Origin of the sequence: Microcystis sp. M_OC_Ca_00000000_C217Col (genome assembly GCF_007095585.1) — a bacterium.
Taxonomy (GTDB): Bacteria; Cyanobacteriota; Cyanobacteriia; order Cyanobacteriales; family Microcystaceae; genus Microcystis; species Microcystis panniformis.
In genome coordinates this window covers 1-10,081 of record NZ_SFBV01000341.1, presented here as the reverse complement: position 1 = coordinate 10,081, position 10,081 = coordinate 1, and the positions used below count along the sequence as shown (strand labels likewise).

Genomic DNA, 10,081 nt, shown 5'->3' with positions numbered 1-10,081 from the left:
TCTTTTAAAGAATCTTGAGTCCCTAAATCAACAGAACATCCTAATATATCTTCTAAGTAAAGTCGTACCTCGATAAACTCAAATAACCCTACCGCTTTACTAAATTCTACCAATAAATCTACATCACTGTCAAAACGTGCTTCATCCCTTGCTACTGAACCAAATAGAGACAGAGATTTTACCCCTAGTTTTTCTAATTGTTCTCGGTGTTTTGCGAGAATTGTTAGTACCTCATCTCGTTTCATGGCTATTTCCTGAAATCTGATTCCTTCATTGTAACCTTAATGGTTGTCTCGTTGATATTGGCTCTCATGATGAAGTTTATTAAAATAGAAATTATTATTGAACTTAGAAATGCTCTGCCAGTGCCAAATACCACCATTAATTAGGTTACTTAGGTTTTTCAAGTTGCTCTTTAACTAATTCTAAGGGAAGTTTTAATACTCTAGCAATTTGTTCGACGGTTAAGCCTTCTTTCATCAATTCTGTAGCGATTTCGAGTTTATATTCTTCAGCAAGATTAGGTTTTTGTAATTGGTTTTCTGGTAGTTGATTACAGATATGACCTTTATTAATTTGTACGGGATTTATTACATTAAAGTTATGAGAGACATTATAATAATATCTTCGCAGACTAGACCTGAGATTGGCTTTATTAACTTCTTCTCCTAAAATTTCCGATAAGGTTTTCCATAATTTACCAGCTACATCCTTGACATATTTCTCGGAACGATGATGACTTTTAGCGATTTCTGTATATTTTTGGTGATTAATCACCCCTTCTAAGATTTCAGACTGAACATCATCTAAATTCTCTCCTGTATAGGAGAAGATGAGATTATCAACAGTTGTAATTAAAGAGTGAATATCAAAATTGTTCATTTTTACACACAGAATCAAGATTAATAAGCTCTTACCTGACATTATATGATATTATAAGCTGTGCGGTCAATTTAATATTATTTTTAGATTTAAGTTATTTTTCTTAATACTGCTTTATATAGCTTTATATAACTTTAAAAGTCTTGACAGTTAATTTTTGCGAGCATACAATTTCCGAAGGAAAAAGATATCAAATTCAGAGGCTAACTATTATGTTTACGAATATTCAGGATTTACAAAAAGTTAAAATCAGCAAAAATATTTTTGATAACAGTATTTTTGGATTGATAATAGCTACTAGCTTAATAGGATTGAATGCAGGTCAGGCAGAAGCCTTGCAATTGGCATTAAATGGTACATATACAGGAACAGTTAATGGGTCATCAATCAATGCGACTGCATCAGGTGAAATTAATACCGATGGTCCTGGCGGAAATCTAACTGCAACTTTTACTCAGATTCCTTCAACTTTTACTCCACTAGCATTTGGCAGTTCTTTCATCACACTGATTTGCTGGAGTTCGGCAGAAAAATCTGGTAATGCACAAAATCTATTTGATTTAAGTGGAGGAAACTACAGTTTGAAACGTACTTTAAATTGGACTTCCATTCCAAATAGTACAATCAGTGTAACTGGACAAGTTTCTAATACAAATAATCAACTTTTGCAATATTCTGCTAACCTTACAGGAACATATAACGGTCCCTTAGATATCAGTCGGGTTGTCGATTATCAGGTTAAGTGGACACCTTTTGGTGATCAAGTTATTGAAGAAGGTTCAGCAATTATGGAAACAAGTAATGGTAATCTTTTATCTCTTGAAATAAATACTATTTATAGTGGATTATCAACACCGCTACTCAACTCCCAAGTTGGTCGTTTTTCTCCTGTAGCAACTTATGATGTAAATACACGCGTGTTTCAAGCTACATGGGAAGCAGAAATGCGTGTTGTGCCTGAACCCACATCAATCATAAGTCTCCTTTCCCTGGGAATACTTGGTGCAGGTGCAACCATAAAACGGAAAGTAAAACGCTCTCATTCAACCGAAAAAGAACCCAGTAACGTTGGTTAAATTGCCTTTTTTATATAACTCATTCTCCCTTAATTTTAGACCAGTTGAGGGGGATTTTTATGCTCTTACTTCTCCTTCTTGTATTTTTAACTGAATATTTGCTATAATAAACAAAGGGTAAGCATCAATCATCTTCAAGCGATAGAAACCATTATTGAGGAACGACAAAATGAACTTTAAAATGCTTGGACAAAACACTTCTCAAGCTGAAGTAACTCATATTTCTTCCCATGGAATATGGATTCTGGCAAACAATGAAGAAATGTTTCTTTCTTATCAAGATTTTCCTTGATTTCAAGATGTCCCTATTAGAAAAATTTTAAATATACAAGAGCCTTTTCCTAATCATTTTTATTGGCCAGATTTAGATGTAGATTTAAGCAAAGAAATTATTAAGTAGTCATGCAAAATTAATTACCTGCCCGATCGAGCTAAAACCCTTACGGGGCAATGATCGTCATGTGTAAATAATTTTGCCTAGGTACTTAAAAATCCTGAGAGATTTCCTTTAAAAGTTAAAGCCTAGTTTTTATCCTTAATTAAGTGCGATGCCGAAGGCACTGCGTAGCAGCACGCTGATCTGGTAGGGTGCGTTCATAAAATGTAACGCAGCTTATTTTTATTGCTTGTCCTTCTGTATCCCATAGGATACACTTAAGGCATGATTGAAATTCGCCAGACCGAAACCTACTCTCAGTGGTTTAGCAATTTGCGGGATCGCCAAGCAAAAGCACGTATAGACATTCGTGTTCGTCGCCTGTCTATGGGCAATCCAGGCGATGTTAAACCAGTAGGAAAAGGTGTATCGGAACTGCGGATCGATTATGGCCAAGGCTATCGGGTGTATTTCATTCAGCGAGGCGAGACCTTGATCATCCTCTTGGCAGCAGGAGATAAGCAAACTCAAGAACGGGACATCAAAACAGCATTAAATTTAGCACAAGACTTATAGGAGATTTTCATGGCTACTATCCAAACCTATCCTTGGGATGCGGCAGAACATCTCGAAACAAAAGAAGATATAGCTGCATATCTTGAAGCAGCTCTTGAAGATGGCGATCCAAGCTTAGTGGTAGCAGCATTAGGTGATATTGCTCGATCTAAAGGGATGACACATATTGCCCGTGAAACAGGGTTGGGGCGTGAAAGTCTTTATAAAGCTTTGTCAATCGAAGGCAATCCAGAGTTTGCCACAGTTCTTAAGGTCTTACAATCACTTGGGTTACGCCTCCAAGTCGTACCAATTGCCTAACTTCACCGTTATACTGAATCGGTTTTTAATAGCATGATTAACTCCCAATCCCACTTAAAAAACCCGCTCTCCCCCATACCTGTTGAACGGGATTTAGGATCAGAGCGATCGCTAGATGAAAGGTTAAGTAATGTTAAAATTATAATTCTTCATGAAGAAAGCGCATGATCGCCGAGTAACTGTAGCTAAAAATACCAAATTTTGTCCCAGTCACAATAAAGTAGGGATCAAGCGCATTCGATCGAAGCAGGAATTTTCTCCCCAGTATCTATGAATCAATCAGAAAGTTGCGGTAAGGTCTATCTCGTTGGTGCGGGTCCCGGGGATCCCGGTTTGTTGACCTTAAAAGCGAAAGTTCTCCTAGAAAATGCCGATGTTGTCCTCTATGATGCCCTAGTTAGCCCCTCGATTCTAGCCATGATTAACCCCCGGGCCGAACAAATCCATGGGGGTAAGCGTCGCGGTCGTCATTCTCTAGTACAGGAGGAAATCACCGCTTTACTGATTGAGAAGGCCCAGACTAATGCCGTGGTTGTTCGTCTCAAAGGAGGCGATCCCTTTGTTTTCGGTCGCGGGGGTGAAGAAATGCTCGATCTGATCGCGGCCGGAATTAGCGTCGAGATCGTGCCAGGGATCACTTCAGGAATTGCCGTGCCTGCCTACGCCGGTATTCCCCTCACCCATCGCGATTATAGTTCTTCCGTTACCTTCGTCACCGGCCACGAGATGGCGGGTAAATATCGTCCCCAGGTTAACTGGTCAGCGATCGCCCATGGTGCGGAAACAATTGTCGTTTACATGGGTGTGCATAATTTACCCTATATTATCGGCGAGTTAACCAAAGCGGGCAGAAGTGCAGAAACACCGATCGCCCTGATTCGCTGGGGAACAACACCGCAACAACAGCAGTTAATCGGTACTTTCACCACGATTATGAACCAGATCGAAGCCACCGGCTTTGAGTCCCCGGCGATCGCTGTTATCGGCGCAGTGGTGGACCTTCACGATCTCTTACAAGCGGGACAACCTTTGCTATCGAGGACAATCCCCCCCACCCCCATTTCTCCCTGATTCGGTTGCCATGCGTCAATATCAAAAATCCCTGACGATTACCACCAGTCCCAAGAATTTCCATCGTCTCACTGCCCCCATAGAAGCGATCGTGGCTGAATCGGGCATAACGACGGGATTATGCAGTATATTTGTCTGTCACACCTCCGCTTCTTTGCTGATCCAAGAAAATGCCGATCCCGATGTTCTCACTGATTTGGCCAATTTCTTCGCCAAGTTAGTGCCGGAAGATAGCAGTCTCTACTATCACTCTACCGAAGGGCCAGACGATATGCCCGCTCACATTCGCTCGGTCCTAACCCGGACATCGGAACAAATCCCGATCGCTAGGGGTAAATTAGTTTTAGGCATCTGGCAAGGTATCTATCTCTGGGAACACCGTCAGAGTCGTCACCAAAGACAAGTGGTGGTTCATATCACCGGGGTCTGAAGCTTTGCGTATAGTTTTGTAATAGAAACTTTACTCGTACCCCTCATCGGAGTAAGATTTTTTCCGTGTACGATCAAATTGTTCGCTTTTTGAACAAAGAACTTCATATTTCGTAACAAAAGGAAACAATTTATGCGAAAATTGTTCGCTCTGGCCCTGGTGCTATCCCTCTGGTTCACCTTTGCCGCTCCAGCGTCGGCTGATTTGTCCAATCTGACCCCTTGTAGCGAAAATCCCGCTTTCCTACAAAAAGCGAAGAGTTTCCGCAACACCACTCCTGACCCCGAATCGGGAGCCAAACGCGCTCAAACCTACTCCCAAGCTCTCTGTGGACCGGAAGGCTATCCGCACCTAATTGTTGATGGTCGTTGGGACCACATGGGCGATTTCTTTATCCCTAGCATCCTATTCCTGTACATTACTGGTTGGATCGGTTGGGTTGGTCGGGCCTATTTAATCGCCGTGCGCGACGACAAAGATGCCGAAATGAAGGAAATCATCATCGATGTTCCCCTCGCTCTCAGCAAAATGTTAACGGGTTTTCTCTGGCCCTTGGCGGCTTTACAAGAGGCCACTTCCGGTAAATTAACCGTTAAGGATTCGGAAATTACCGTTTCCCCTCGTTAATTTTTGTGTCAAACCCTTGACTTTTTATTCCCTAGGAGAACTCAGATGGAAGGACTTACTAAATTTCTCTCGTCCGCACCCGTGTTAATTATGGCGCTGCTGACTTTCACCGCCGGGATTTTAATCGAATTTAATCGCTTTTATCCCGATCTCTTATTCCACCCGCTAGGTTAAAGACAATCTCAGGTGATTAAAAGGGATACAGAGTCCACTGTATCCCTTTTTAATGGGAATGATCCCAGGGATTGGGGGAATATTAAGAAAAGAAAGACACTGGAGACGACAGGCTCTCAAAATCGATAAGATACAGGTATCTGCAACCCCAGAGGTGGGACAAACCATGCTGTTAGATAAAGATTTGATGCTAGAAAAGCGGCTGCGGTATCAAGAATTACAAGAAAAATTAAAAGAGATTTGGCAGGGAGAAAACGTTCTCGAATCGGATGAATGCGATTATGATATCCTAGTTATCCCTTCTTTTAGTATCGATCAGAGAGTCGGTCAAAAAGTGGCGGGTTTTTTACATTACGAAGAAAGATTATTATTTTCTCTGATTCGGTTGCGACACCCGAAAACCCGTTTAATCTATGTAACAGCGCAGCCACTTTCGCGGATGGTGATTGATTATTACCTGCAATTGTTACCGGGGATTCCCTTTTCCCATGCTAATAATCGTCTGTTATTACTGACAACTCACGATAACTCTTTTCAACCTTTAACCCAAAAAATTCTGGAAAGACCGCGCTTAGTAGCAAGAATCCGGCAAGCGTTGCGTCGAGATCGGGCCTATATGGTTTGTTTTAATTCTACTAATTTAGAGCGAGAATTGTCTTTACAATTAGATATTCCTTTATTTGCCTGTAGTCCAGATTTATTGTATTGGGGTTCTAAAAGTGGCAGTCGCGAGATTTTTGGACAAGGCAATATTCCCCATCCTGACGGTAGTTTACAGATAAATACGGTCAAGGATTTGTTATACGAAGCCGCTAGTTTGTGGTCCCGTCAACCGCAATTAAAACGCATGGTAGTGAAGTTAAATGAGGGGTTATCGGGAGAAGGAAATGCGGTTTTAGATTTACGTCCTTTAGGGGAAATTGTGGATAGTAACAGTCTAGATTTAAGCGAGAAAATGAATCTCTTGTCCAAACAATTAGAGAAGATGAGTTTTCAAGCAAGCGATGAAAATTGGGAGAGTTTTTCTGGCAAAATTGCTGAATTAGGGGGAATTGTCGAAGCTTTTATTGAAGGAGAAGAAAAGCGATCGCCAAGTGTGCAAGGTTATATTACACCCACGGGAGAAGTGAAGATTCTTTCCACTCACGATCAAATTTTAGGGGGTCCCGATGGTCAAATTTATCTAGGTTGTCATTTTCCTGCCGATGAAAATTATCGCCTACAATTACAGGAATTAGGCCTAAAAATAGGGGAAATTCTGGCAGCCAAGGGAGCAATTGAACGCTATGGAGTTGATTTCGTCGCTGTCAAAAATCCAGAAACTTTAGTCTGGGATTTACAGGCGATCGAAATTAATCTGCGAAAAGGAGGAACTACCCATCCTTTTATGACTTTAAAGCTTTTAACTAATGGTGAATATGATCAAAAAACTGGATTATTTTTCAGTCAACCTCACCAGGAAAAATACTATATTGCCTCCGATAATCTCCACAAACCCCAATACAAAGGTTTACTTCCCGATGATTTAATGGATATTATTGCTAAACATCACTTGCATTTTGATAGTAGCAGTAAAACGGGAACAGTTTTTCATCTCATGGGTGCGCTGTCAGAATTTGGTAAATTAGGGTTAACTTGTATCGGCAATTCTAGTGAGGAAGCGGCGGCAATTTATCAGCGTGTCGAACAGGTTTTAGATTGGGAAACAGAGCCTAGTTCCATAAATTTAGGTTATTGTTCTGGATTACCGATCACTTGGATATAACTAGACTGATTTACTGGGTATAATTTTTTGTCTCAGAGATTTAATCATCCAAGCAGGCAGTTCTAAAAATTGATAGATAGCTAGATTCCAAAGATATCCATACTGAGGGAATTTTCTTAATAACATAACTTCCGATAAAAAGTAAAATCGCCAAGTTCTTTGGTATTCAGGGGGATTATCTTCGATTCGTATTTGTTCGGGAGACTTCGGCATCCAGTGACCGATTATGCGCTCTTTTTCAAAATATTTAGCCTGAATATATAACCCTAGTAATCTATCTAAACACCAAAAAGGAATATATTTAATCGGACCCAATAAGTTCATGAGATTAGTAATTTCTATCGTCGCCGCTTGCACAAGTTCACTTTTCCAAACTTTTTTATCAAAATTTTCTAAATGGGGACCATTTTGATCGCGACGTTGATTGAGAAAAACTTGGGGATTAAAAGGATTATCTAAAGGAGCGATCGGTAATTCTAATAAATAATTATTATCTTTAAATAAGTTACTATTATTTTCTCTTCTGCTACAGATAGCTAAACTGTTTACATCGGGAATTGTTGGCCAAGTACTCTCTAATTTTTCTCGTTCACCGTAGGGAAATTCACATCTGGCTAATCGTAATACCCAACTATTGGGGAAGCGTTCAAAATAGTCTTTAACTAAGGTGACGATCTCCGGGTGTAAATATTCATCGCAATTGATTGTGAGAATATAAGTACCTCTGGCATTTAAAAATCCTGTACTTCTTTGAATAATTTCACCTCGTAAAGCACAGACAATCTGTTTCATGCGTGGATCATTTACTGGCGAAGGTTTGACCCCGGGAGGATGAACTAAAATAAATTCTATATCTCCCTTGACTTTCAATAGTTCTCCTAGCCAATGCTCGCTAAATCCCTCGCGCATCGGGATAACGATCGATAGAAAAGTATTGGACATAAATTAACTGGTTAGATTTGCCTGTGATTTATCAAAGTTGTCTTGACCGCGATGCACTTAACTGGTTTAAATAGCTTCTAAATATTTGCTATCGAGCAGAAATGAGCCTCGCTCGAATTTTACACCCCAATAACCCCCCGGCCGGCGATCGATCACCGTGCCGATATCGTCGATATTGAGTAGCTCCGGCGGCCGTAACATAGGCATAGGATCGGCGGTTTTCAGGTAAGGGGGAATGGCAATCAGACGGACTTTTCCCCCGACGCTAATTTCACTCATGGTACTGACTAGATGCGATCGTGACATAGTATCTCAACTTAGCATATTTCAAATCATTCTTAAGATAGATTCCCCAGAGAATAGGTATTGTGTAAGCTGTTTTCGTCCCCCTTTCCCCTTGGGTTGGGGTGTTGCTTGACCTAGCGGTGCGGGTGGCGATCGCTATCAGTACAATCAAAAAAAACCAAAATCTGAATCCCTAGTTGGGGAGAGAAATGTAAAGATTTATTAATTGTATATTTTAATACAGTTGTGGGGGGGGAATGTGTATAATCCCGTTGTCTCCCTTTGGAGTTGGGTTAAGGTGTTGCCTGACCTAGCTGTGAGGGGATAATCACACTATTGAGAAGAAAAAAAATGAAAAACAGCATCTCAGCCGCGATTCTTGGAGCGGCTGTAACCACTGCACTCATCGGACTATCTACAAGTTCTGTTCAGGCCGCTCAACTTAGCTTCAAGTTCAACTTTTTAACTTCGGACGGTGATTTATTTAAACTGAATCTGACTACGGAGGACACGCTTACAACAAAAAACGCCCCTTCTTACACTGATCCAACCAGTGGTTTAACTTCTCCAGCTTATACCTTTACAGGCTACAAAATCCTTGGCGTGACGGGAACAGAGACTGACCCAGGCGGCATCACTAACCCTAAGTAGTCGTGCAAAATTAATTTCCTAGTGAAGATAGGCAAGAGGCAAGGGGCAAGAGGCAAGAGGTGGTTAGATATGTGTAATTAATTTTGCTTAGGTACTTATTACTGCAATACTTCCCGCAGGCTCTGGCGTTTTTAATGCACCTGTCAATGGTGTTCCAACCATAGACTTGATTCCTCACTCGAAGACGGATAACCTTTACAATCCCAATGGTGGCTTTGCTCCAGGAGTGCTTCCAGCCGGGAATACAGCCGGTAAATTTTCGTTTGGAGGTTTAGCTTTCCATGTAGGGGGTACTAAAAATGAAGATTATCAAGTATTCACCCGGTCGGATTTTGATAACCCCTTGAAACGGCCGGGGCCAGGCTATGACTATGGCGGTTGCCCCGGTAGCTGCGTTTGTGTGATAATTTTTGCTTATGGAATCGTGAAATGCTTATCGGGCAAGACTTTTAGGGCTATTTTGCGGAAGAAAGTATCAGTATAGACCTCGTTTCCACACAGAAACCAGAAGAGCCACAAATTGTTCCTGAACCCTCCTCAACCGCTGGACTTTTAGCTATTGGCTCCTTTGGTGCATTAGGTGCAGCTTCAACCCTGAAACGCAAACTAAAATCATCCAAAACATCAGAAAACAAAACCATAAAAGTAGGCTAAATTGCTTACCAAAGTAGAATTAATTCCCCTTCATTCAGTCGTTTAAGGGGGTTTATTGTATAATAGGGACATGATTAAATCAAGAGGATTTTGGTTATGCAACAGGTGACGATTGAGCTACCCACCACCATAATTAATGCTCTAGCCGCCTACGGTGGTGATTCGGTAGTAGTGATGGCGGCTTAATCCTTTGCTTTGCTGTGCATTGTAGTCATGGATAAAATACCAAACAGCCCCAACGTGATTCTCCATTTTTTTAGAGAAAGATAGAC

General features: G+C 41.0%; 13 protein-coding genes and 1 pseudogene. 10 read left to right on the top strand and 4 right to left on the bottom strand.

Features of this window, described 5'->3' with window-relative positions; translation table 11 throughout:
• Together EWV66_RS22110 and EWV66_RS22105 are read right to left on the bottom strand one after the other, a co-directional pair.
• Window positions 1–245: nucleotidyltransferase family protein (locus EWV66_RS22110; protein ID WP_287108337.1), on the bottom strand; the 245-nt coding region annotated here is incomplete at its 3' end.
• A 145-nt stretch (window positions 246–390) separates the two neighbouring features.
• A complete protein-coding gene (locus EWV66_RS22105; RefSeq protein WP_185237163.1) occupies window positions 391–882 on the bottom strand; it encodes a helix-turn-helix domain-containing protein in 492 nt (163 codons plus the stop codon).
• Between the two features lie 212 nt (window positions 883–1,094).
• On the opposite strand from EWV66_RS22105, the gene EWV66_RS22100 reads away from it, so the two are divergent.
• The 8 genes from EWV66_RS22100 to EWV66_RS22065 all read left to right on the top strand — a co-directional run bounded on the left by EWV66_RS22100 (window position 1,095) and on the right by EWV66_RS22065 (window position 7,277).
• On the top strand, window positions 1,095–1,958 hold the full coding sequence (locus EWV66_RS22100) for a PEP-CTERM sorting domain-containing protein (RefSeq protein ID WP_287108335.1): 864 nt from the start codon (window positions 1,095–1,097) through the stop codon (window positions 1,956–1,958).
• A gap of 661 nt (window positions 1,959–2,619) precedes the next feature.
• On the top strand, window positions 2,620–2,910 hold the full coding sequence (locus tag EWV66_RS22095) for a type II toxin-antitoxin system RelE/ParE family toxin (protein WP_046661678.1): 291 nt from the start codon (window positions 2,620–2,622) through the stop codon (window positions 2,908–2,910).
• 9 nt (window positions 2,911–2,919) lie between these two features.
• Window positions 2,920–3,210, top strand: coding sequence for an addiction module antidote protein (locus EWV66_RS22090; protein ID WP_002757266.1), 291 nt, complete (start codon window positions 2,920–2,922; stop codon window positions 3,208–3,210).
• A gap of 270 nt (window positions 3,211–3,480) precedes the next feature.
• On the top strand, window positions 3,481–4,281 hold the full coding sequence (gene cobA, locus EWV66_RS22085; protein WP_072927243.1) for a uroporphyrinogen-III C-methyltransferase: 801 nt from the start codon (window positions 3,481–3,483) through the stop codon (window positions 4,279–4,281).
• 10 nt (window positions 4,282–4,291) lie between these two features.
• Window positions 4,292–4,711: a secondary thiamine-phosphate synthase enzyme YjbQ gene (locus tag EWV66_RS22080; RefSeq protein ID WP_008201139.1), complete on the top strand. Its 420-nt coding sequence runs from the start codon at window positions 4,292–4,294 to the stop codon at window positions 4,709–4,711.
• Window positions 4,712–4,843: 132 nt separating this feature from the next.
• Window positions 4,844–5,338: a photosystem I reaction center subunit III gene (locus EWV66_RS22075; protein WP_002735968.1), complete on the top strand. Its 495-nt coding sequence runs from the start codon at window positions 4,844–4,846 to the stop codon at window positions 5,336–5,338.
• A 45-nt stretch (window positions 5,339–5,383) separates the two neighbouring features.
• Complete coding sequence (gene psaJ / locus EWV66_RS22070; protein ID WP_002738148.1) at window positions 5,384–5,512, top strand: photosystem I reaction center subunit IX; 129 nt, start codon at window positions 5,384–5,386, stop codon at window positions 5,510–5,512.
• Between the two features lie 166 nt (window positions 5,513–5,678).
• Window positions 5,679–7,277 (top strand): peptide ligase PGM1-related protein, encoded by a 1,599-nt coding sequence (locus EWV66_RS22065; protein WP_052278471.1) that lies wholly within the window; start codon window positions 5,679–5,681, stop codon window positions 7,275–7,277.
• Here the strand turns inward: EWV66_RS22065 and EWV66_RS22060 are convergent, their stop codons facing one another.
• Window positions 7,278–8,219 carry a glycosyltransferase family protein gene (locus tag EWV66_RS22060; RefSeq protein WP_072927241.1) on the bottom strand — a complete coding sequence of 314 codons (942 nt, stop codon included), beginning with the start codon at window positions 8,217–8,219 and terminating at the stop codon, window positions 7,278–7,280.
• A 66-nt stretch (window positions 8,220–8,285) separates the two neighbouring features.
• Entirely contained in the window at window positions 8,286–8,498 is a 213-nt protein-coding gene (sipA, locus tag EWV66_RS22055; RefSeq protein WP_043996918.1) for a regulatory protein SipA, read from the bottom strand.
• Between the two features lie 357 nt (window positions 8,499–8,855).
• Here sipA and EWV66_RS22050 point away from each other — a divergent pair, with 357 nt between their 5' ends.
• A complete protein-coding gene (locus EWV66_RS22050; RefSeq protein WP_287108330.1) occupies window positions 8,856–9,155 on the top strand; it encodes a hypothetical protein in 300 nt (99 codons plus the stop codon).
• A gap of 97 nt (window positions 9,156–9,252) precedes the next feature.
• Window positions 9,253–9,809: pseudogene (locus EWV66_RS24265) on the top strand (PEP-CTERM sorting domain-containing protein); the annotation flags it as partial.
• Window positions 9,810–10,081 lie beyond the last annotated feature (272 nt).

Excerpts from the sequence above, each read along its gene's own strand:
- EWV66_RS22105 (WP_185237163.1), bottom strand. The coding sequence starts at position 882 with ATGAACAATTTTGATATTCACTCTTTAATTACAACTGTTGATAATCTC.
- EWV66_RS22100 (WP_287108335.1), top strand. The coding sequence starts at position 1,095 with ATGTTTACGAATATTCAGGATTTACAAAAAGTTAAAATCAGCAAAAAT.
- EWV66_RS22095 (WP_046661678.1), top strand. The coding sequence starts at position 2,620 with ATGATTGAAATTCGCCAGACCGAAACCTACTCTCAGTGGTTTAGCAAT.
- EWV66_RS22090 (WP_002757266.1), top strand. The coding sequence starts at position 2,920 with ATGGCTACTATCCAAACCTATCCTTGGGATGCGGCAGAACATCTCGAA.
- cobA (WP_072927243.1), top strand. The coding sequence starts at position 3,481 with ATGAATCAATCAGAAAGTTGCGGTAAGGTCTATCTCGTTGGTGCGGGT.
- EWV66_RS22080 (WP_008201139.1), top strand. The coding sequence starts at position 4,292 with ATGCGTCAATATCAAAAATCCCTGACGATTACCACCAGTCCCAAGAAT.
- EWV66_RS22075 (WP_002735968.1), top strand. The coding sequence starts at position 4,844 with ATGCGAAAATTGTTCGCTCTGGCCCTGGTGCTATCCCTCTGGTTCACC.
- psaJ (WP_002738148.1), top strand. The coding sequence starts at position 5,384 with ATGGAAGGACTTACTAAATTTCTCTCGTCCGCACCCGTGTTAATTATG.
- EWV66_RS22065 (WP_052278471.1), top strand. The coding sequence starts at position 5,679 with ATGCTGTTAGATAAAGATTTGATGCTAGAAAAGCGGCTGCGGTATCAA.
- EWV66_RS22060 (WP_072927241.1), bottom strand. The coding sequence starts at position 8,219 with ATGTCCAATACTTTTCTATCGATCGTTATCCCGATGCGCGAGGGATTT.
- sipA (WP_043996918.1), bottom strand. The coding sequence starts at position 8,498 with ATGAGTGAAATTAGCGTCGGGGGAAAAGTCCGTCTGATTGCCATTCCC.
- EWV66_RS22050 (WP_287108330.1), top strand. The coding sequence starts at position 8,856 with ATGAAAAACAGCATCTCAGCCGCGATTCTTGGAGCGGCTGTAACCACT.